The sequence below is a fragment of the Caballeronia sp. LjRoot34 genome (assembly GCF_964253815.1).
GTDB lineage: Bacteria > Pseudomonadota > Gammaproteobacteria > Burkholderiales > Burkholderiaceae > Caballeronia.
On record NZ_CAXUSB020000001.1, the window covers coordinates 973562 to 993795 of the forward strand.

General features: G+C 61.0%; 17 protein-coding genes and 1 tRNA gene. 8 read left to right on the forward strand and 10 right to left on the reverse strand.

The window, feature by feature from the left end; all coding sequences use genetic code 11:
* The first annotated feature begins 130 nt into the window (after positions 1 to 130).
* On the forward strand, positions 131 to 1279 hold the full coding sequence (locus tag ACSQ36_RS04320; RefSeq protein WP_346730448.1) for an exonuclease domain-containing protein: 1149 nt from the start codon (positions 131 to 133) through the stop codon (positions 1277 to 1279).
* Here ACSQ36_RS04320 and ACSQ36_RS04325 read toward each other — a convergent pair.
* From ACSQ36_RS04325 to pepN, 5 genes are all read right to left on the reverse strand, one after another.
* On the reverse strand, positions 1276 to 1848 hold the full coding sequence (locus ACSQ36_RS04325; protein WP_436181025.1) for a chorismate mutase: 573 nt from the start codon (positions 1846 to 1848) through the stop codon (positions 1276 to 1278). The genes ACSQ36_RS04320 and ACSQ36_RS04325 overlap by 4 nt on opposite strands.
* A gap of 297 nt (positions 1849 to 2145) precedes the next feature.
* Positions 2146 to 2295 (reverse strand): hypothetical protein, encoded by a 150-nt coding sequence (locus tag ACSQ36_RS04330; protein WP_213762659.1) that lies wholly within the window; start codon positions 2293 to 2295, stop codon positions 2146 to 2148.
* A gap of 653 nt (positions 2296 to 2948) precedes the next feature.
* Positions 2949 to 3024, reverse strand: a tRNA-Thr gene (locus ACSQ36_RS04335).
* A gap of 54 nt (positions 3025 to 3078) precedes the next feature.
* Positions 3079 to 4104, reverse strand: a complete 1026-nt coding sequence (locus ACSQ36_RS04340; protein WP_213762536.1) for a class 1 fructose-bisphosphatase — start codon at positions 4102 to 4104, stop codon at positions 3079 to 3081.
* A gap of 206 nt (positions 4105 to 4310) precedes the next feature.
* Positions 4311 to 7019, reverse strand: coding sequence for an aminopeptidase N (gene pepN / locus ACSQ36_RS04345; protein ID WP_436181026.1), 2709 nt, complete (start codon positions 7017 to 7019; stop codon positions 4311 to 4313).
* 253 nt (positions 7020 to 7272) lie between these two features.
* Between pepN and ACSQ36_RS04350 the strand changes: the two genes are divergently transcribed.
* The 7 genes from ACSQ36_RS04350 (at position 7273) to aepY (ending at position 14395) form a co-directional block, all read left to right on the forward strand.
* On the forward strand, positions 7273 to 8019 hold the full coding sequence (locus ACSQ36_RS04350; protein ID WP_213762538.1) for a DUF4136 domain-containing protein: 747 nt from the start codon (positions 7273 to 7275) through the stop codon (positions 8017 to 8019).
* Positions 8020 to 8213: 194 nt separating this feature from the next.
* Positions 8214 to 8918, forward strand: coding sequence for a CDP-alcohol phosphatidyltransferase family protein (locus ACSQ36_RS04355; protein WP_213762539.1), 705 nt, complete (start codon positions 8214 to 8216; stop codon positions 8916 to 8918).
* On the forward strand, positions 8915 to 9733 hold the full coding sequence (locus ACSQ36_RS04360) for a HalD/BesD family halogenase (RefSeq protein ID WP_255631179.1): 819 nt from the start codon (positions 8915 to 8917) through the stop codon (positions 9731 to 9733). The genes ACSQ36_RS04355 and ACSQ36_RS04360 overlap by 4 nt, the downstream gene beginning before the upstream one ends.
* Positions 9730 to 10737, forward strand: a complete 1008-nt coding sequence (locus ACSQ36_RS04365; RefSeq protein WP_213762540.1) for a flippase-like domain-containing protein — start codon at positions 9730 to 9732, stop codon at positions 10735 to 10737. The genes ACSQ36_RS04360 and ACSQ36_RS04365 overlap by 4 nt, the downstream gene beginning before the upstream one ends.
* 21 nt (positions 10738 to 10758) lie before the next feature.
* Positions 10759 to 11526 (forward strand): NTP transferase domain-containing protein, encoded by a 768-nt coding sequence (locus ACSQ36_RS04370; RefSeq protein WP_213762541.1) that lies wholly within the window; start codon positions 10759 to 10761, stop codon positions 11524 to 11526.
* Positions 11523 to 13223: a phosphoenolpyruvate mutase gene (gene aepX / locus ACSQ36_RS04375; protein ID WP_213762542.1), complete on the forward strand. Its 1701-nt coding sequence runs from the start codon at positions 11523 to 11525 to the stop codon at positions 13221 to 13223. The genes ACSQ36_RS04370 and aepX overlap by 4 nt, the downstream gene beginning before the upstream one ends.
* Complete coding sequence (gene aepY, locus ACSQ36_RS04380) at positions 13220 to 14395, forward strand: phosphonopyruvate decarboxylase (RefSeq protein WP_436181027.1); 1176 nt, start codon at positions 13220 to 13222, stop codon at positions 14393 to 14395. The genes aepX and aepY overlap by 4 nt, the downstream gene beginning before the upstream one ends.
* Positions 14396 to 14488: 93 nt before the next feature.
* On the opposite strand, the gene ACSQ36_RS04385 is transcribed toward aepY, so the two are convergent.
* The 5 genes from ACSQ36_RS04385 to xdhC all read right to left on the reverse strand — a co-directional run bounded on the left by ACSQ36_RS04385 (position 14489) and on the right by xdhC (position 20216).
* Entirely contained in the window at positions 14489 to 14959 is a 471-nt protein-coding gene (locus ACSQ36_RS04385) for a hypothetical protein (RefSeq protein ID WP_436181028.1), read from the reverse strand.
* A gap of 425 nt (positions 14960 to 15384) precedes the next feature.
* Positions 15385 to 16716, reverse strand: coding sequence for a guanine deaminase (gene guaD / locus ACSQ36_RS04390; RefSeq protein WP_436181029.1), 1332 nt, complete (start codon positions 16714 to 16716; stop codon positions 15385 to 15387).
* A 35-nt stretch (positions 16717 to 16751) separates the two neighbouring features.
* A complete protein-coding gene (locus ACSQ36_RS04395; protein WP_436181030.1) occupies positions 16752 to 18113 on the reverse strand; it encodes an NCS2 family permease in 1362 nt (453 codons plus the stop codon).
* Between the two features lie 11 nt (positions 18114 to 18124).
* Positions 18125 to 19162 (reverse strand): adenosine deaminase, encoded by a 1038-nt coding sequence (locus ACSQ36_RS04400; RefSeq protein ID WP_213762547.1) that lies wholly within the window; start codon positions 19160 to 19162, stop codon positions 18125 to 18127.
* A 28-nt stretch (positions 19163 to 19190) separates the two neighbouring features.
* Positions 19191 to 20216 carry a xanthine dehydrogenase accessory protein XdhC gene (gene xdhC / locus ACSQ36_RS04405; protein ID WP_436181031.1) on the reverse strand — a complete coding sequence of 342 codons (1026 nt, stop codon included), beginning with the start codon at positions 20214 to 20216 and terminating at the stop codon, positions 19191 to 19193.
* Positions 20217 to 20234 lie beyond the last annotated feature (18 nt).

The following is a 20234-nucleotide window of genomic DNA, read 5'->3' on the forward strand; positions in this document are numbered from 1 at the left end:
CGTTCGAAGCTCCTTCCCTGCGTCGAACCGGCCCGGAACCGGGTGCCTGAACGGACGTGAGCTAAAATGGCCGATCGATACGCCTTTTCCTGCGCGGATCGCTTCCATTCCTCTTTTAGCGGTCAGCGCCGTGCTCCCAATCGTTACTACTAATAGTGTTAGCTCAGAACCGCTGGTTTTCGTCGATCTCGAAACCACAGGCGGCGCCTTCGGCGTGGATCGCATCACTGAAGTAGGCGTGGTCGAGGTCGGACCGGCCGGCGTGACGCAGTGGAGTTCGCTCGTCAATCCGCAGCAGCCGATTCCGTTCTTTATCCAGCAACTCACCGGGATCAGCGATTCGATGGTGCGCAATGCGCCGACGTTCGAAGCAATCGCGCATGATTTGCTGGCCCGTCTCGACGGGCGGCTGTTTATTGCCCACAACGCGCGGTTCGATCACGGCTTCCTGCGCAGCGAGTTCAAGCGGGCCGGCATCAAGTTCCAGCCCGACGTGTTATGCACGGTCCAGTTGTCGCGCGCGATCTATCCGGCGCAACGTAGGCATGGGCTCGATGCACTGATCGAACGGCACGCGCTCGTGCCTGCGGCGCGCCACCGCGCGCTTGCCGACGCTGACCTGCTCTGGCAATTCTGGCAGCACCTGCATCGCGCATTTTCTGCCGATGCCCTGCATGGCTATATAGAACAGGTTGCCCGGCGTTTCCGGCTTGCTGGAGATATTGACGAGGACACCATCGAACAGATTCCGGCCGGCTGCGGCATCTACGTGTTTTATGGCGAGGACGACGTGCCGCTGTATGTTGGACGAAGCGTGCGCTTGCGCCAGCGCGTGCGTGCGCATCTGTCGGGGGTGAAACGTTCGGCCAAGGATCTGCGCCTCGCGGAGCTCATCCGGCGTGTGGAGTGGACCGCGACGGGCGGCGAGATCGGCGCGATGCTGGTGGAAGGGCGCTCGGTTGCACGGTTGCGTCCTGCACATAACCGGCTGTCCAAAGCGCGTCGCGACGACCCGAGTCACGCGCCCTGGACATATCCTGGCGCCATCGCGATAGAGGAAACGGATGCGACGACCAGCGCGCGGGTGTGGCATGTCGTCGATGCCTGGCAGTATTTCGGCATGGCCGGGTCGCTCGACGAAGCCGCGCAACTGCGCGCGGCAGCGCCTGCGGCATGCTTCGAGTTATCGACGTATCGCATTCTCAGCGAACGTTTGTCGCGCGGACTGACAATCGTGCCGCTTGCAGCCACCGCGTGCCTGTCAAGCGAGCCGGTCTAGCCGACCGCACCCACGCCACCTGACGCGCACACATGCGACAACGCGCGTGCGAGCGGTGCGTTTTGGGCGGAATCGTAGCGGGTGAGATGTTTCCAGCGCGCGATGCTGTCGGCCAGCCGCACCGGGCAGTCATCGGCATGGCGCAACGGCTCCACGCCCGCTAACGTGGACAGTAACGCGTTGGTCACGCGATCGAGCTTCGGCCGGGTCTCGCGGGCGAGGTCCGGTGGTGTCCCTTCTGGCGCACGCAATTTCCGCCAGTTATCGAAGAGGGCGTTCTGCACGTCCTTGCTCGCCTCGATCTGATCACGAAAGAAAGCTTGTGCAAACGCCGGATCGATGCCGGCGGATTTCGCGCGGCTATCGATAACGGCCAGCAACGCGGCTTCACGGGGTTGATCGGTGATGGGCTCGTGACGCGCCCATTTCCAGCGCGCGACCGGCTCGGCGAGCGCCAGCCGTTGTGACGACAACGCAATGAGATTCGTGAAGGGCGTGTCGTCGCCATCAGCGAGAGCCGCCGAGGAACAAGCGGTGATGGCAATAACAAAAGCAGCCATGGAAGCCATGGCGCGGAGAACTTGCAGAAGGGAATGGCGAAGCATGAATACCGGAGCCAGAGCGAGAAAGCCGCAGCTTAACGTATGACGCGCGGGGCGCGCGTATGGCAATTGATGAGGCGATCGTGAAACGTGCCACGCTCGTGGCGTTATTAGGTGAACCGGTCGGGCTATTCCGGTCGTGCTATTAATACCCGCGTGCGAATCCGGCGCTGCTGCAAAGGCATGCTGCAACGATCAAGCGTGCAGAAACCGTGGCTTGCATAACATCTGCAAACACCGTGGGCGTACTGCGCATTTCAGCAATTACTTCGGGTCGCACAGGTTACGTTGTTCGTCGAAGAATGCCTGCACGTATTCGGGCAACTCTGCGAGGAATTCGACCCCGACCGGTTCTTGATCCGGACATTGCACCTTGTCGGGCGTCGGGATTTTCGTCGGCTTGGCGTCCATCATTTTCTCTCCTTGTATAGGTCGATTATCAATCTCGACTCTGGCTTCGCGCTAGCGTCGAATGCGCGGCTGGTGCATTTCCACGTTTCTGTGTTGCTTTAACGGAACACCCTTGGCGTGACTTAAGGCTGTGATAATTCATCGCGCTGCAGCCGATATTTTTCCCTGCCTCAGGATTCGTTCGCCAACTTGTTTTTCGACCACTTCCACTGATTAAATTCGTCACCCGCTTATTGCTGATCTTTCCGATACCTGACGGCCGCAGCGGCAAATATTTCGCAATCTGCTTCAAAGGACATGGCTGACTGCCGGCTGTTTCTGTGTTCGAAAATGCGAGTCGTTGCTTAAAAAGCGAGTCTCCTTAATAGTGATAACGGCACGATTCAGTTGCGGTTGACCGTTTTACCTATCTTTAAAAAAATTTAACACTTTGCTGTGTCTTAAAGCGCACGTATTCATGCAAACGAATGTTCGCAAATCACGCGGGAAGAAAGCATCGGGGAAACGACGGGAAGTTTATGAATTACGCTCACTTAAAGTTTCACTTTAAGTACATGAACTTACCGATTGATCTTGAAGATCAATTTTGAGATGAGGCCGAAAAATTAAAAAACCCGCGAAGCCTGGAGGCGATGCGGGTTTCTTGAAATGAAGCTTGGTGCCGGAAAGAGGAATCGAACCCCCGACCTTCGCATTACGAATGCGCTGCTCTACCGTCTGAGCTATTCCGGCATCAGAGAAACGAGATTATAAGGACCTTCCGGCGAGTTTGGCAACACCCTACTGTCAATTAATTTCCGAGTGATAGCGTGTCACGCGTTCGACCTCGTTTTTCGATCCGAGGAACACCGGCACGCGCTGATGCAGGTTGGTCGGAACGATGTCGAGGATGCGCTGCTCGCCGTCCGTCGCAGCGCCGCCGGCCTGTTCGACGATGAACGCCATCGGATTCGCTTCGTACAACAAGCGCAGCTTGCCCGGACGATCGGGCGTGCGTTTGTCGGCGGGGTACATGAACACGCCGCCGCGGTTCAGGATGCGGTGCACGTCCGCGACCATCGACGCGATCCAGCGCATGTTGAAGTCGTCCTTGCGCGGGCCGTCCTTGCCTTCGTTCAGCTCGTTCACATACTTTTGCACCGGTTCGTACCAGTGACGGCTATTCGATGCGTTGATTGCGTACTCGCGCGTGTCGGCGGGAATCTGCATGTTGCTGTGCGTGAGTACCCACGAACCCAGCTCGCGATCGAGCGTGAAGCAGTTCACGCCGTGGCCGGTGGTCAGGACGAACACGGTTTGCGGACCATAGACCGCATAACCTGCCGCGACCTGGGCCGAGCCCGGCTGCATGAATGCCTGTTCGCTCGGCTCCGCGCCGTCCGGGCATCGAAGCACTGAAAAGATCGTGCCGATAGACACGTTCACGTCGATATTCGACGACCCGTCGAGCGGATCGAACGTGAGCAAATAGTTGCCCTTCGGATAGCGGTTCGGAATGGGGAAGATCTTTTCCATTTCTTCCGACGCCATCGCGGCCAGGTTGCCGCCCCATTCGTTGGCTTCGAGCAGGATTTCGTTCGAGAGGATGTCGAGTTTCTTCTGCACTTCGCCTTGAACGTTCTCGCTGCCGGCGGTACCCAGCGCTTCACCTAACGCGCCCTTGCTCACTTGATAGCCGATCTGTTTGCATGCACGTGCGATCACTTCGATCAACAGCCGCAGGTCGGCGGGAAGGTTTTGATGTTCCCGCTGCTGCTCGATCAGATACTTGGTCAGCGTCGTGCGACGGGAAATGGATGAGGGGGTCGACATTGCGTTGGGCTCCGGGAGCGTTAGACGAATGCCTCAGATTCTACCCGCTCGGAATGTGTCTCCCGATGTCACAGGAATGGGGTACCGGTTCGGCGAGTCTCACACTGGCTGATTTTCGGGATATGCGAGCATAAAAAAACCGGCGCCAAAGCGCCGATTTCCGATGAGCCCGAGGAAGGGGCCCAAAGGCTCAGAGGATTAAACGCTTAGCCGAGCGCTTTTTCCACAATCTCGCGTACATCACGCGATTTCACCTTCGACGCCACCCGTTCCAGCGCCGCGTGCGCCTTCTCGCTCAAGGCGGGCGTGTACCGGCGCCATTGCTCGAGCGTGCGAGCAAGGCGCGCAGCCACCTGAGGGTTCATTGCATCGAGCGCCACGACCTGTTCGGCCCAGAACGCGTACCCGGAACCATCGGCGGCGTGGAATTGCGCCGGATTCGCACCGCAGAAACTGAAAATCAGCGAGCGGGCGCGATTCGGATTTTTCAGCGTGAACGCTGGGTGTTGCATCAGCTTGCGCACGATGTCGAGCACATTGCGCTTCGGTCCGCCGCGTTGCGTAGCCTGCAGCGCGAACCATTTGTCGATCACAAGCGGTTCTTTCTCGAAGCGTTGGTAGAAATCGCTGAGCGCGGCGTCGGCGACGGTGGTATCGACGGAACCTGACGCGCCCGCCGTCAGCAACGCGGACAACGCAGCCGACCGGTCGGTCATGTTGTTCGCGGCGTCGTACTGGGCGCTTGCCAGTTCGATGGCGCGGGTGGGGTCGTCGAGTTGGCTCAGGTAGGCGAGGGCGAGATTCTTCAGCCCGCGCTTGCCTGCGTCGTCCGGCGTCGCGCGATATTCGCCCGGCGTGCGGTTCGCTTCGTACACGGCGAGCCAACGGTCGCGCAGGCCCGTGGCGAGGCGGCGGCTAACGAACACACGTGCCGCGTGCACGGCGGCGGGGTCCGACACAGCCATTTGTTCCGCAAGATATCCCTCGGACGGCAACATCAGCGCCAGTTCCTGGAATGCAGGCGTGAGCGTGCTGTCGTCGAGTACCTGGGCGAATGCGGATACCACCTGGTCGTCGAGCGTCAGTTCCTCACCTTTCGATGCCCGATCCGCCAGCGCAAGCAGTTCGCGCGTGGCGAGGCGCTGGCCGGCTTCCCATCGATTGAACGGGTCGCTGTCATGAGCGAGCAGGAAGGCCAACTGCTCATTGGTGTAGTCGTAATCCACCACGACCGGCGCCGAGAAGTTGCGCAGCAACGAGGGCAACGGCTCTTCAGCGACATCGGCGAACGTGAAGGTTTGTTCCTGTTCAGTGAACTCCAGCACGCGCGTAGTGCCTTGGGGCTCTTTCTCACCCTCAAGCTTCAGTGGCAGGTCAGCGCCGCTCTTGCCGATCAGGCCGACCGAGAACGGAATCAGCAGCGGACCCTTTTGCGTTGTGCGCGCGGCCTCGGACGCTTCGCCGTAGCCTTGCGTGAGCGTCAGCGTGTAACGCTTCGTGGCTGCGTCGTAACGCGTGCGTACCGTGATCCGCGGCGTGCCCGCCTGACTGTACCAGCGCTCGAATTGCGCCAGGTCGCGGCCGTTTGCGTCGGCCATTGCGTGGCGGAAGTCGTCGCAGGTGACGGCCTGGCCGTCGTGGCGCTGGAAATACAAGTCCATGCCGCGCCGGAAACCGTCACGCCCGAGCAGCGTCTGATACATGCGCACGACTTCCGAGCCTTTTTCATAGACGGTCATCGTGTAGAAGTTGTTGATCTCCACGTAGCTTTCCGGGCGCACCGGGTGCGCCATGGGACCCGCGTCCTCGGCGAACTGCATCTGGCGCAGCACGCGAACGTCGTCAATCCGTTTGGTCGCGCGCGCTGCATCGCTGGCTGCGCCTGGTTCGAGCCCAGCGGCCATGTCGGCGGAGAATTCCTGGTCGCGGAACACCGTCAGCCCTTCCTTCAGGCTCAACTGGAACCAGTCGCGGCAGGTCACGCGGTTGCCCGTCCAGTTGTGGAAGTACTCATGGCCGACCACCGCTTCAATGTTGCTGAAATCCACGTCCGTAGCCGTTTCAGGATTCGCGAGCACGTATTTCGTATTGAAGATGTTCAAGCCCTTGTTTTCCATCGCGCCCATGTTGAAGTCGCTCACGGCAACAATCATGAAACGGTCCAGGTCGAGCTCCAGCCCAAAGCGGCGTTCGTCCCATTCGATGGAATGAACCAGCGAATCCATGGCGTGTTGTGTCTTGTCGAGATCGTGAGGTTCGACCCAGACCTGCAGCAGTTTTTCCTTCCCCGAACCTGTCTTCATGCGCTGCTCGAGCTTGACGAGCTTGCCGGCCACCAGCGCGAACAGGTAGCTTGGTTTCTTGAACGGGTCTTCCCAACGCGCAAAGTGCTGGCCATTTCCCAGATCGCCTTCTTCGATCAGGTTGCCGTTCGACAACAGCACTGGGTACGCTTCCTTGTCCGCCCGCAGCGTGACCGTGTAGGTCGCCATGACATCGGGGCGGTCAAGGAAATAGGTGATGCGCCGAAAGCCCTCGGCCTCACATTGCGTAAAGAAATTGCCGCCCGATACATACAGGCCCGACAAAGTCGTGTTCGCGGCAGGGTTGCACACGCTTTCCAGGGTCAATTCAAACGCGTCGGGAATATTGCTCACCGACAAACCGTTCTCAGTAACGCGGACATCCGCATGCGGGCGCCCGTCGAGCGTTGCGCCAATGAACTCCATCTGCTCACCGAGCAACTCCAGCGTCGCCGCCGGCGCGGCGTCTGGGTTGCGGCGCAGGCGCATGGTGTTGCGCACTACCGTGCGTTCGGGGACGAGGTCGAATTCGAGCGCGACGGTATCAATCAGGAATGCGGGCGGCGTGTAGTCGGCGCGGCGGATTACGGCAGGTGCGGTCGAATTGGACATGGCGGTTCTGATTGAGTTGAGCGGGTGCCTTTGCTTTCGAGGCGGCCTTGTGTCGGATCATTGTACAAAGGCTCGCGGGATTGTGTGCTCGATTCGGGGTCGGCCGAACGGCCTGTTTCCCGAACTTCACCTGTCTGCGACAGTCTTTAAACAGGTGGAATCAGGCGGTTTTCGTGCGGTGCATGCGACACTTCGCGGTTGCTGTTTTACACATGACATCGCAACAAGATCAACAAGACAAATGAGGTCGGCCATGACGTTAGGACGGTTGTACGGGGAATTGAAGGGTGCGGCGCGCGTGGTGCTGATCGCCGGGTTCGCGCTGCTCGGGGGCTGTACCACCTATGTTCAGACGCAGGTGGCGGCGTTCTCCGACTGGTCCGGGACCGACGCCACGCGGACCTATGCGTTCGTGCGCTCGGCGCCGCAGCAGAACAGCATTGAACAGGAGACGTATGAAGTGCTCGCCGCAAACGAGCTCGCCACCCATTCGTTCAAGCAGGTTGCCGACGCCAGCGCGCGTTATCTCGTGGAATTGTCGTACTCCATTCGCGGCGACATGGTCACCGTGCGCCAGCCCGTCTATTACGATCCATGGCCCATGTACGGCGGCTGGTACGGCCGGCCGTACGGATGGGGTGGCTACGGCGGCTGGGGAGGATGGGGAGGGTGGGATATGGGACCGGCGGGTTATGTCGACCAAAGCTACCCGATCTTCGTCCACTCGCTGCAGATCCGCATGACCGAACGTGAAAGCGGGCGCGAGGTGTACAAAGTGACCGCGAGCAATTCAGGCGGCGAATCGTCGCTGGTCCGGGCCATGCCTTATCTAGTGCGCAGCGCGCTCACGGATTTTCCGTTGGGCAACGGCACCGTGCGCACGGTGAAAATCCCGTTCGATAAAACGGGCGGTATCAGTAACGAAGCGCCGGTTGCGGTGGGAGCAAACGAGAAGAGCGCTGTCCCGGCGCCCGCTCCCACGCCGGTTCCTGTGCAATAGCCGTCAAGCCGGCGCAGTTGTTGGGCCCCGTCTGAGAAAAATTTACCGCTATGGAGGCCGGTCGTTTGATCCGGCCGCCGCCTTTGTTGCAGTCCGCGAAACGCTCGAATTTCGATTAAAAATCCGCCTTCTTACAGGTTTATGGCGGAGTGCCCTTGTATGCAATTAAATTCGAAACGAGATATATTTCGAGGATGAACAAACCCCGCAATGCTAAACACCATGCCGTTCCTGAGCCCGCAACCTGGGATGCGCGGCTCGCTCGGCGCCTCGTTACACCGCTCATCGGCACGCCGATTACACCGAATCACCTGACCACTCTGCGCTTGCTGATTGGCATCGCCGGCGCTTATTACCTGTCGGTCGGCAGCTTCTGGTCGTGCAGCCTGGGCGCCTTGCTGATCGCGCTCTCCAATTTCGTCGATCATACAGATGGCGAACTCGCGCGAATCAGCGGGCAATCGAGCAAAATCGGTCATTTTTACGATCTCGCGTGCGATTCGGTGGTGACCGTGCTGCTGTTCGTGGGCCTCGGGTTTTATGTGAACGTGCATCATCCGGCCATGATCGTGTCGGCCGAATGGCTTGGCGGGATTGCGGGCGTCGCCGTCGCGCTGATCTTCTTCCTGCGTATGCGGATCGAATCAATGGCCGGCAAGAGCGGCACGAAGCAGGCCTCCATGGCGGGTTTCGAGACCGAAGATGTCTTGTATTTGCTGCCGGTGGTGACGCTGCTCAACGGCATGACGCCGTTCCTGGTGGCGGCTTCCATTGGTGCTCCGCTATTTGCCGTCTGGGTTGTCGTGGATTACCAACGCGCGCTGCGGCGTTTCGCCCGGGCCACGGCGCGTAACAAAGACTCTGATGGTCAAGATCAAGATTTGCAGGCTGTTCAATGAATTCATCTGTCGATTCCCTATCCACGCGTGCGTTTGGCGGCAAGCCCGCTGATCGCAAGAGCCTTCATGCTCTCGACGAAACCCTGGACGCGCATCTTCAGCGCCTGTCTCCCGAGCGCCAGACCGCGAAGCTGCACGAAACCTTCGATAACCAGGGCGCGTTCCTGTATCTGGACGACTTTCTGCCGCGCGAGTTCACCGAGAAGCTGGTCGCGGCTGTCCACGCGGTCATGCCCGCCATCAATCGCAATTACTTGCCGGGACACAAGCAGGGCGGCAGCGTCAGCCGTCACGCGATTGACGAACTCGCGCCGTTCATCGCCGAGTTGTACCGGTCGCCGGCGCTGATCAGCTGGCTGGAGAAAATCAGCGGCGACACGCTCCAGGAGTCGCCCGCCGACGATCCGCACGCGTACGCGCTGTATTTCTATACGAAGCCGGGTGACCATATTGGCTGGCACTACGATACGTCGTACTACGAAGGCCGCCGTTATACGCTGCTGCTCGGCGTGATGGACGATTCATCGTGCCGTCTCGACTACGAGTTGCACACGCGTTCGCCGGAGATCCCTGACCAGCCGGGTTCGGTGCAGATTCCGCCGGGCGGCCTGGTTTTCTTCGATGGCGACAAGCTGCGTCATCGCGTCACGCCGGCTCGCGCGAACGAATTCCGCGTGTCGCTGACATTCGAGTACGTCACGAATCCGAACATGCGGCCGTGGCAGCGGTTTATCTCGAACATGAAGGACTCGGTTGCGTACTTCGGCTTCGGACAGGTTTTCCGCCGCAAAGGCGGGAAGAACGGCGCCGCATGAGCCGCGCCGGAACGATCCTCCTGTCGCTCGGCGTGGTGTTGTTCATCGCGCTGCTGGGCTGGCAGGGCTTCGGTTCCGTAGCGACCGCGCTCGCGGCCGCGGGTTGGGGCCTGCTCGCGGTGGCGGCATTCCATCTGCTGCCTGTCGTGATCGACGCGCTGGCTATCGAAACGCTCTTTCCCCGCCATGAACGCGATGTGAGCTTCCGCGACGCGCTGTTCGCGCGCTGGACCGGTGAATCGGTGAATAGCCTGATGCCGGCCGGACAGATCGGCGGGCCGATGCTGATGGTGCGTTATCTTTCGCAGCGCGGCATGCGGGCGCGCGACGCGGCGGCAGTCATCACCGTCAGCACGACCATGCAATCCGTCGGACAAATGATCTTCGCGATGATCGGCCTCGCGTTGCTGAGCAGTTATGCGTCGGGCGTGGGCATGCTGCTGCCGGTGCTGATCGTGATCGTGGTGTGCTCACTCATGGTCGTTGGTTTTTTCTTCGCGCAGCGCAAGGGTTTGTTCGCCCGCGCGACGCGGTTTGCCTCGCAATTCGCGGCGCGCTTTTCGAAGAAGCGCGACTGGTCGTCGCTGGTGTCGCGTGCGGAAGCGGTGGATACCGCCGTGCTCGAACTCTACAAGAAGCCCGGACCGGTCGCCGCGAGTTTCGCGCTGAGCCTGCTGGGCTGGATCGTGGGTACCGGCGAGGTGTGGCTTGCGTTGCATTTGCTGGGCTCGCCGGTCGGCTGGGCTGAAGCGCTAATGCTGGAAAGTCTTGGCCAGGCCATTCGGGGCGCGGCGTTCTTCATTCCGGGTTCGCTCGGTGTGCAGGAGGGCGGCTATTTGCTGCTCGCGCGTCTGATCGGCTTGCCGCCGGAGGCCGCGCTCGCGCTTTCGTTAGCGAAGCGCGCGCGGGAATTGCTGCTCGGCCTGCCGGGTATCGTTTATCTGCATTTCGCTGAAAAGGGCTGGCAGCGCCGTCGTCTCGCGCGCGTGCCGGAAATCGAATAAAGCATCACCGATAGGATCAACATGCGCGCAATTATTCTTGCCGCCGGGATGGGTTTGCGCCTGGTTCAGCCGGAAGGGCAGCAAAAGCCGAAGTGCCTGCTGCGTTTCGGCGAGTCGTCGCTGCTCGAACGCCATCTGCAACTGCTGAAGACGGCGGGCGTTGACGAAATCGTCTTTGTGCTCGGCTTCAAGCATGAACAGGTGGAAGCCGAATTGGCTGCGATCGACTGGAAACCGCATACGGAAGTGGTCGTGAACCGCGAGTTTTCGCTCGGCAGCGTGCTGTCCGTCCACACGGCGGCCGAAGCGCTGACGCGCGGCGGCGACGTGCTGCTGATGGACGCCGACGTGCTCTACGACGAACGTATTCTCGAACCGCTGGTGGCGGGCGCGGGACCGGTGAACCGGTTGTTGATCGACCGTGATTTCGAAGCCGGCGATGAACCCGTGAAGCTGTGCGTGGCGAATGGCGTGCCGGTGGAATTGCGCAAGCAGGTGCTGGCGGATTTGCAATTCGACGTGATCGGCGAGTCGGTGGGATTTTTCCGCTTCGACGAAACGGCGGCGCGGCGTCTGGCCGAACTCGTCGCCGGGTATGTAGCGACGGGCCGTGCCAACCTGCCGCACGAGGAAGCCGTACGCGATTTGCTGCTGGAACGCAGCCAGGTATTCGACGTGGCCGATGTAACCGGCGCGCCGTGGATAGAAATCGATTTTCAGAACGACGTTAAACGCGCGGCCGACGAAGTCTTGCCGCAACTGCGTCAGCTTGCAGGAGCCCTACGATGAACGCACCGTATCAACTACCCGCGGCGTATGCCCGCTCCCTTCGCCTGCGCGAGATGCTGCAGAGCAATCAGCTCGAATTCCTGATGGAAGCGCATAACGGCTTGTCCGCGCGCATTGTGAAGGAAGCCGGTTTCAAGGCGATCTGGGGATCGGGTCTCACGATCTCCGCGCAGTTCGGCGTACGCGACAACAACGAAGCGAGCTGGACCCAGGTGGTCGACACGCTTGAGTTCATGGCGGACGCGAGCGACCTGCCTATCTTGCTCGATGGCGACACTGGCTACGGCAACTTCAATAACGTCCGCCGGCTGGTGAAGAAGCTGGAGCAGCGCGGCATTGCCGGCGTGTGTATCGAAGACAAGCAGTTTCCTAAGACCAATAGTTTTCTTAACGGCGAGCGTCAGCCGCTCGCCGAGATGGACGAGTTCTGCGGCAAGATCAAGGCCGGCAAGGACTCGCAGAGCGATCCGAATTTCTCCATCGTCGCGCGCGTGGAAGCGTTGATCGCGGGCTGGGGCATGGAAGAAGCGTTGAAGCGCGCGGAGGCTTATCGCCAGGCCGGCGCAGACGCCATCCTGATTCACAGCAAGCTGTCCAAGCCGGACGAAATCCTCACGTTTGCGCGCGAATGGGCCGGCCGCGGTCCGCTCGTGATCGTGCCGACCAAGTACTACAGCACGCCGACCGATGTGTTCCGCCAGGCCGGCATCAGCACCGTGATCTGGGCGAACCATTTGCTGCGCGGCGCGGCATCGACCATGCAGGCGATCGCCAAGGAAATCCACAGCAGCGAAACGCTCGTGAACGTGGAAGACCGCGTGGCGACGGTCAACGAAATCTTCCGCCTCCAGGACGCCGAGGAATATTCGACCGCTGAAAGCGTGTATCTGTCGTCGGCGAGTGCATCGCGTAACGCGGTCGTGCTGGCGGCAAGCCGGGGCGCGGGGCTGGAAGCCGTTACCGCCGATAAACCCAAGGTCATGCTGCCGATCGCGGGCAAGCCGCTGCTGCGCCGTCTGGTTGAAGCGTTCAAGAAAGAAGGCATCAACGACATTACGGTGGTCGGCGGTTATCGCGCCGATGCCATCGATACATCGGGGATCCGGCTGGTCGTGAACGAGAAGCACGCGCAAACGGGCGAACTGGCGTCGCTGGCATGCGCCGCGAAATCGTTCACCGCCGACACCGTGATCTCCTACGGCGATCTCTTGTTCCGCAGCTACATTCTTCGCGATCTCGTGGAGTCGGACAGCGATTTCTGCGTGGTCGTGGATTCGTCGCAGACCCCGGCGGCTGGCGTGGCATCGACGGATTTTGCGTATTGCTCGACCGCTGACGATCGCGCGTTGTTCGGCCAGAAGGTCTGGCTCGAAAGCGTGACGAGCTCGGCGGGTCCGGCAAATTCCAAGACGCCGCAAGGCCGCTGGATGGGCCTTCTGAACGTGCGCGGCGCAGGCCGGGAGCGGTTGGTCGCCATGCTCGAAAAACTGCAGCAACGTGATGACTTCGACAAGCTCGACATGGCCGCGCTGCTCAACGCGCTGGTGGCCGCGGACGAAAAGATCGAAGTGCAGTACGTGCACGGTCACTGGCGCGGCGTGAACGACCTCGACGAGTTGCGTCAAGCCGGCGATTTCGCACACGGTCAGGCGCCGTACGGATCGAACGGCTCGGGCTCCTCGGAGGCTGGCGCGTGATCGAAGCTGCACAATTTGTCGAAGCCGCGCGCGAGCGCGGTTTCGACTGGTACGCGGGCGTGCCGTGCTCGTATCTGACGCCGTTCATCAATTACGTGCTGCAGGACGAGACGCTGAATTACGTGTCGGCGGCCAATGAGGGCGACGCCGTCGCGTTGATCGCGGGCGTGGCGCTTGGCGCGTCGGGCGTGCATAAGGCGCGGCGCGGCATTTCGATGATGCAGAACTCCGGGCTCGGCAACGCGGTGAGCCCGCTGACCTCGCTTACGTGGACGTTCAGGCTGCCGCAATTGCTGATCGTTACGTGGCGCGGTCAACCGGGCGTCGCCGATGAACCTCAGCACGCGCTGATGGGACCGGTCACACCGGCCATGCTCGACACCATGGAGATTCCATGGGAGCTGTTTCCTACGGAAGCCGATGCGATCGGACCCGCGCTCGATCGCGCGACCGCGCATATGGACAGCACAGGCCGCCCGTACGCGCTGGTGATGCAGAAGGGCAGCGTCGCGCCCTACAAGTTGAACAAGAAAGGCTTGAGCGGTGTGCGTCAGCGCGCGTTGACCGAGCGCGCGAAGGTCCAGTCGTTTGAAGGCGCAAGCGAGCGTGTGTCACGCCACGACGCGTTGGAACGCGTGATCGCGCATACGCCGAAAGAGTCGACGGTCGTGCTGGCATCGACGGGATTTTGCGGGCGGGAGCTTTACGCTATCGATGACCGCGAGAACCAGGTGTATCTGGTTGGATCAATGGGATGCGTGACGCCTATGGCACTCGGCCTGGCGCTGTCGCGGCCTGACCTGAACGTGGTGGCGCTCGACGGCGACGGCGCCGCGCTGATGCGCATGGGCGTGTTCGCGACGCTCGGCGCTTACGGGCCGGCCAACCTCACGCACTTGCTGCTGGACAACGGCGCGCATGAGTCGACCGGCGGTCAGGCGACGGTGTCGCAAGGCGTCGAGTTCGCGCGGATCGCTTCGGCGTGCGGGTACGCGCTGGCGCTGGACGGCGATGACCTCTCGATCATCGACCGGTTGTTCGACGCGAAAGACGTCGATGGCGTGCGTTTCGCGCGGCTGTCGATCAACACGGGCACGCCGAGCGATTTGCCGCGCCCGTCGATTACGCCGGAAGATGTGCGTCGCCGGTTGCAAACGCATATCGGACGCTAGGCTGTCGCGCTGATCTTGCTTCGAATGCCACGCTGTTCACCCAAAGGCCGCACCAACCGATGTTGGCGCGGCCTTTGGCTTGGTGGGCGCGTGTTAATCGTGGGTGACCGTGGCCAATTGTGGTGAATCGGGCTTGCAGAAGATCGCGGTGATAAAAGGCGCGACGCGACGAATAACGGCGTCGCTGCCAGCCGCGCGAACTTTTTGCTTGACCGAATCTTCCCCGCCGATCACAACAGCGCCATAAGCCGAGTCGGCGATAGGATCGCCGTTGCCCTGCTTGAAAATCGCGTCATTTTTCTGGAACCCAACTACCGCGAACACGCCGAAGTCGAACGCGGTGAGATGACTATCGCGCGTTGGTTTAAACGCGTTGATTGAATTGGGCTCCACGCGCATGGGGGTCGTTTCTATCGCGTGATTTTCCTGAAGCGGCGCGATGAACGCGTGCGCGGTCGACTTGCAGTCGAGTTGCGCATCCAGCGCATAGGCCGAAGCTTGCGCGGACAGTGCTGCAATGAGCATGAATAAGCCGATGCGGACGGCTGGTACGAGTGGCTTCATGTTTGTTTGTTCCAACCCACGCGCCCGTGAAGGACGCGACGTGAGTACGCACACGGCGTTGCGAAAAGCCTAGACTTTAGCGGGAAGCTGGAAAGTGCGCTTAAACAAGTGCTTAGAGCCCGTCTGGCGGGGCGCTGCGGGGAGCGGGCTCAGTTCCATTTGCAGCGAATTCCGCGAGTATGCAATCCTCAGCGGAATTAAGGTGAACTGTGCGAATAGGTTCGAAAAAATCCTTAACCCACTCCTTTAATAAAGATAGTTAAGCGAATTAAGGCGTCCGGCAGGTTTCAGCGCTGAACGCGGAGCGCGCCGATTGCCCGGCGCGCTCAACTTGGGGCTTGGTCAGTCAAGGCAGCGCGCCAATGCACAATCGCGCGTTCGTGTTCGCATGTCATCGAGCAACCGGACAGCGAACCACAACCGCTTCAAGCCGCAGCCAACTCCGCCACCGTCCCGCGCCGCGTCCCTCTCCGATGCACGCATTTCCCCGCCGCATACGTCTCGAACACGGCGCGATCGTCGCCGAGCATCGCGAACGCGAACAGCAGTTCTTCCAGCGATTCAGCCCGCGAAGTCCGGCGATCAAGCAGAGGCGTACCAGCCGGGTCCAGCACAACGAAATCCGCCTCGCTGCCCGGCTGCAGCGTCCCGACACGGTCCGCCATATCGAGCACTTGAGCCGCGCCCGTGGTCGCCAGCCAGAACATGCGCGCCGCGGTCAGATGGTGTCCCGTCAGACGCGCGATCTTGTGCGCTTCGCCCATGGTTTGCAGCATCGAAAACGTGGTGCCGCCGCCTACGTCGGTTGCAAGTGCCACTGGCATCTTCGCGGCGCCGGCCTTTTCTATATCGAACAAGCCGCTTCCCAGGAACAGATTCGATGTCGGGCAATGCGACGCCACCGCGCCGGTTTCAGCCATGCGCTGGCGGTCGGTATCGTCGAGATAGATGCAGTGGCCATACACCGCGCGCTGACGCAGCAAGTCGTAGTGATCGTAGATATCCAGATAGCTCCGATGTCCCGGAAACAGGCTTTCGACCCACTTGATCTCATCGGTGTTTTCGGCGACGTGGCTCTGGATATACACGTCCTGGTGCTTGCGCGCGAGCACGGCGCAGGCTTCGAGTTGCGCCTCCGTCGAAGTGGGCGCAAAACGCGGCGTCAGCGCGTATTCCTGCCGCCCGCGACCGTGCCAGCGCGCGATGAGTTCAGCGCTGTCGTCGTAGCCTGATTGCGCCGTGTCGCGCAGATACTCCGGGCAGTTGCGATCCATCAGCACCTTGCCCGCGATCATGCGCAGGTTGCGTGACTCGCTTTCGCTAAAGAAGGCATCGGCGGATTGCTTGTGGACCGTGCAGTACACGAGCGCCGTGGTCGTGCCGCAGGCCAGCAGTTCATCGATGAAAAAGCTCGCCGTTTCCCGTGCATACGCCGGGTCCTCGAACTTGCGCTCGGTCGGAAACGTGTACGTGTTCAGCCACGGCAGCAGACCCGGCGCGGGCGAGGCGATCATGTCGGTCTGCGGATAGTGAATGTGCGAGTCGATGAAACCCGGCACGATCAACTTCTCCCGCGAGTCCTTAACGATTGCATCGGGCGCGATGGTCTCACGCAGCGCCGCATATGCGCCCGCTGCCACCACGCGGCCATCTTCCACCAGCAACAGGCCGTCGGTTTCATGCACGGCGTTGTCGTCGGAGAATGCGGGGTCGTCGCGGAACGTGAGTAGCTGTGCGCGGTAAGCGGTCTGAGTCATGGGTGAAACGTCTCCAGTAAAGCGGGTCAACGCCCTTATAGCTGTGTCAATAACAGCAACGACAGCGCGGCGACAATCCACATCGCCGGCTTGATTTCTTTTCTGCGGCCGGTGAACGACTTGATCACGACAAACGCGAGGAAGCCGTACGCTATTCCGTCGGTGATCGAATACGTCAGCGGGATCAGGATCATGGCGAGGAAGGCGGGAATGGCTTCGTCGAAGCGGCCCCATTCAATCTTCGTGATCGACTCCATCATGAACACGCCGACCAGCACGAGCGCGGGCGCGGTCGCAATGGCGGGCACGAGCGAAAGCAGCGGCGAGAGGAACAGGAAGGGCAGGAAACACAAACCTGCCACGACCGCGACCAGTCCCGTGCGGCCGCCCGCTGAAATGCCTGCCGCCGATTCGATGTACGCGTTCGCCGGGCTCGTGCCGAGCGGCGCGGAGACCAGCGCGGCGAATGAATCGACCATCATCGACTGGCGGATGTTGCGCGGGTTGCCGTCTTTATCGTAGAGCTTGCCGGCTTCCGAAATCGCCATGAACGTGGACAGCGCGTCAAAAAACGACGTGAACAGCATCACGAAAATAAACGGCCAGTAGATCACCTTCAGCGAGCCGAGCAAGTCCAGTTGGCCGACGGCTGAAAAGTCCGGCGCCGAGAACAATCCGTTCCAGTTCACGAGCGTTTTGGTGGCAATGGCGGCGGGCCAGTAAGCGGTGCCGTCGCCCCAGAAGCGGCCAATGGGAATGGCAATCACGGTCGTGAAAATGATGCCGATCATCAACGCGCCGGTTACCTTTCGTGCAACCAGAATCGTGGTCACGGCGAGGCCGATCAGGAACGTGATCACCACCGGATTCAGCGATGCCGAATGCACGATCGTCACCGGATCGCTGATGACAAACTTCGCGTTGACCAATCCGATCAGGCTGATAAACAGGCCGATGCCACACGACACGGCATGACGCAGGTTCGCGGGAATCGCATCGACGACCAGCTTGCGCGCGTTGAACGCCGCTAGCACCGCGAAGATCACGCCGGCCCAGAACACGCAGCCGAGCGCGGTCTGCCACGGCATCTTGCCGCTGTGAACCATCACGAAAGCGAACAGCGCGTTCATGCCCATGCCGGGCGCAACCAGCACCGGGTTGCGCGCATAGAGCCCCATCGCGCAACTGCCGAGGAAACTGACAATCACGGTGGCGGTCAGCGCGGCAGGGAAGGGGACGCCTGCCTGCGACAGAATCCCGGGATTGACGACGATGATGTACATCGCCGTGAGGAAGGTCGTGATGCCCGCAACAATCTCGGTCTTCGTGCGCGAACCCGCCGCGCGGATGCCGAAGAAACGCTCGAGCGTGGTTGTGTCGTTGGTAATCGTAGCCATGGCGTTCTCGCTCATGCCGCCGCGTGCGAGTTGTGCCAGTACGCATCGAGTCTGGCTACCATCGCAACGCGTTCGGCGTCCGTCACGAACGACGCTTCCAGGCTGTTCTTCAGCAGCGTGTAACACTCGGCGTCATTGAGATTCAATGCATCGAGAATCGCGAAATAGTTGGCGTTCACGTAGCCGCCGAAATACGCGGGGTCGTCGGAGTTGATCATCACGGCCACGCCTTGATCCAGCAGCGCCTTGAGCGTGTGTTTCGCCATGTCGTCGAACACGCGCAGCTTCAGGTTCGACAGTGGGCAGACGGTCAGTGCGATACGGGCATCGGCGAGACGGGCGACCAGCGCCGGGTCTTCCATGCTGCGCACACCATGATCCACGCGATCCACTTTCAACAGGTCGAGCGCTTCGTACACGTACGCGGGCGGCCCTTCCTCGCCTGCGTGCGCCACGAGCTTCAGGCCTTTCTCACGCGCCTTCGCGAACACGCGTTCGAACTTCGAAGGCGGATGGCCGCGTTCCGACGAATCCAGCCCGACACCAATCAGCCGGTGCCTGTATTGATCGAACAAGGGCAACGCTTCATCGAACGTTTTAAGCGCATCTTCTTCCGGCAAATGGCGCAGGAAACACAGGATCAGCTTGCTCGTCAAACCGCGCCGCTCACCTTCAGCCAGCGCGCTTTCGATACCCGCGACCGCGGTGGCGATCGATACACCGCGTTCGGTGTGTGTCTGCGGATCGAAGAAAATTTCGGTGTGCGTGACATGATCGGCGAGCGCGCGTTCAACGTATGCCAGGGTCATGTCGTGGAAATCGCGCTCGTGCAGCAGCACGCTCGCGCCCGCATAGTAGATGTCGAGAAACGATTGCAGGTCGGTGAACGCGTAGGCCGCGCGCAATGCGTCGATGGAGTCGTACGCGAGCGTCACGCCGTTGCGTTTGGCGAGTTCGAAGATCAGCTCGGGTTCGAGCGAACCTTCAATGTGAATGTGGAGTTCGGCCTTGGGCGCGCGGGCGATCTTGTCAGCGAGAGTGGGATTCATGCTTGTTTTGTGCTTTAAAAGGTCTGGATCACGCGGTTTGCGGATGCTGCGCCGAATTGTAGCTGTGCGCGGCGCGTTCCTCGACCTTCTGCAGCAACTGCGCTGCCACCGATACTGCAATCATTTCCGGCGCTTTATCGTCAATGCCGGGTACGCCGATCGGGCACGTCATGCGCTTGATCCGCATGGGGTCTATGCCCCGTGAAGTCAGTCGGCGCTCGAACAGCACCTTCTTCGTATGCGATCCGATCATGCCGAAAAATGCAAAATCACCGCGCCGGAGAATACGCTCGGCGAGCGTCAGGTCGAGCGCGTGGTCGTGCGTCATCACGAGGAAATAGCTGTTGGCCGGTGCTTCGTCCACAGCGGCTTCCGGGATTCCGCTGGCGTCCATCGTGACATTGTCGGGGAGCCGGTCAATGGGCGGGAAGGTTTCATCGCGCTCGTCGACCCACACCACGCGGCACGGCAGATTCGCGAGCACCCTGACGATCGCCGCACCCACATGGCCAGCACCGAACAGCACCACCTGAAACTCGCGCACTGCGATGGTTTCGGTCAGCAACGAACCGCTTTCATCGAAACCCGCGCCGTCCCAGAGCAGGCAATCGGGGCCGGCTACGCCCGGTTCCGGGTCGGAGATCATCACGCTGTCCGGGACCGGCCCGAAGCCGACGCTGCGCACCGTGGATAGTCCCTGCGCCATGCGTTTATTCAATGACGTGACCCAGCCGAGATCGCCTACATCCAGCCGCTCGAACGCCAGCACGACCGCGCCGCCGCAGCATTGACCGAGGCTTGGGCCGAGCGCGAAACGCTCGAGCCGCCGCATGTGCGGACTGCGCGCGCCGTCTTTGAGCACCTGTCGCGCGGTTTCAATCGCCTTCCATTCCAGATGGCCGCCGCCGATGGTGTGGCGTGCATCGTCACGCGTGACGATCATCTTCGTGCCCGCTTCGCGCGGCGCCGAGCCCTCCACGCGCGCGACCGTCACCAGCACGACGGCGTCGCCGTGTGCGAGAAGGTGTTGCAGATCGTGTAGCCAGGCTGGCATCGAACAGGCTCCGGTTTG

Bases quoted from the DNA above. Each gene is read 5' to 3' on its own strand.
- aepX (WP_213762542.1), top strand. From the start codon at position 11,523: ATGAACGCACCGTATCAACTACCCGCGGCGTATGCCCGCTCCCTTCGC.
- ACSQ36_RS04385 (WP_436181028.1), bottom strand. From the start codon at position 14,959: ATGAAGCCACTCGTACCAGCCGTCCGCATCGGCTTATTCATGCTCATT.
- ACSQ36_RS04400 (WP_213762547.1), bottom strand. From the start codon at position 19,162: ATGAATCCCACTCTCGCTGACAAGATCGCCCGCGCGCCCAAGGCCGAA.
- xdhC (WP_436181031.1), bottom strand. From the start codon at position 20,216: ATGCCAGCCTGGCTACACGATCTGCAACACCTTCTCGCACACGGCGAC.
- ACSQ36_RS04365 (WP_213762540.1), top strand. From the start codon at position 9,730: ATGAGCCGCGCCGGAACGATCCTCCTGTCGCTCGGCGTGGTGTTGTTC.
- ACSQ36_RS04350 (WP_213762538.1), top strand. From the start codon at position 7,273: ATGACGTTAGGACGGTTGTACGGGGAATTGAAGGGTGCGGCGCGCGTG.
- ACSQ36_RS04395 (WP_436181030.1), bottom strand. From the start codon at position 18,113: ATGGCTACGATTACCAACGACACAACCACGCTCGAGCGTTTCTTCGGC.
- ACSQ36_RS04325 (WP_436181025.1), bottom strand. From the start codon at position 1,848: ATGGCTTCCATGGCTGCTTTTGTTATTGCCATCACCGCTTGTTCCTCG.
- ACSQ36_RS04355 (WP_213762539.1), top strand. From the start codon at position 8,214: ATGAACAAACCCCGCAATGCTAAACACCATGCCGTTCCTGAGCCCGCA.
- ACSQ36_RS04360 (WP_255631179.1), top strand. From the start codon at position 8,915: ATGAATTCATCTGTCGATTCCCTATCCACGCGTGCGTTTGGCGGCAAG.
- pepN (WP_436181026.1), bottom strand. From the start codon at position 7,019: ATGTCCAATTCGACCGCACCTGCCGTAATCCGCCGCGCCGACTACACG.
- ACSQ36_RS04330 (WP_213762659.1), bottom strand. From the start codon at position 2,295: ATGATGGACGCCAAGCCGACGAAAATCCCGACGCCCGACAAGGTGCAA.
- guaD (WP_436181029.1), bottom strand. From the start codon at position 16,716: ATGACTCAGACCGCTTACCGCGCACAGCTACTCACGTTCCGCGACGAC.
- ACSQ36_RS04340 (WP_213762536.1), bottom strand. From the start codon at position 4,104: ATGTCGACCCCCTCATCCATTTCCCGTCGCACGACGCTGACCAAGTAT.
- ACSQ36_RS04370 (WP_213762541.1), top strand. From the start codon at position 10,759: ATGCGCGCAATTATTCTTGCCGCCGGGATGGGTTTGCGCCTGGTTCAG.